The following is a 305-nucleotide window of genomic DNA, read 5'->3' on the forward strand; positions in this document are numbered from 1 at the left end:
TCACATAACAAGCAATTCAAGTGGATTCTCAACGCGTGGCAGTTTTACTATGCGTTAGGTAAAGTGTTTTACGGTGCAATGCAGCGGCTTGGCCAGTGCGTTGTTCACCACTTAATTGGGCGTTATGCAACTCAGGTAAATTTAGGGGTTCAATCTTTTGGGATTTCTCCGGCCATTCGTTTTGTATTGTCGGCAAATGAGCATTTTTACCCTCAAATTCTTGGTTAACTCAAACCGTAAAACAGGCAAGTTTCTTGGTTTGCCTCAATCAGTTTTAGCGTTGGGGCGTTGTCAGTTTAGCGGGT

1 protein-coding gene is annotated in these 305 nt (G+C 43.6%); it reads left to right on the top strand.

The features are described 5' to 3' along the window. Window positions 1-228: hypothetical protein (locus EYW48_RS21680; RefSeq protein ID WP_192076301.1), on the top strand; the 228-nt coding region annotated here is incomplete at its 5' end. Window positions 229-305: the final 77 nt, after the last annotated feature.

This window comes from Vibrio sp. 1180_3 (assembly GCF_029478545.1).
Taxonomy (GTDB): Bacteria; Pseudomonadota; Gammaproteobacteria; order Enterobacterales; family Vibrionaceae; genus Vibrio; species Vibrio aestuarianus.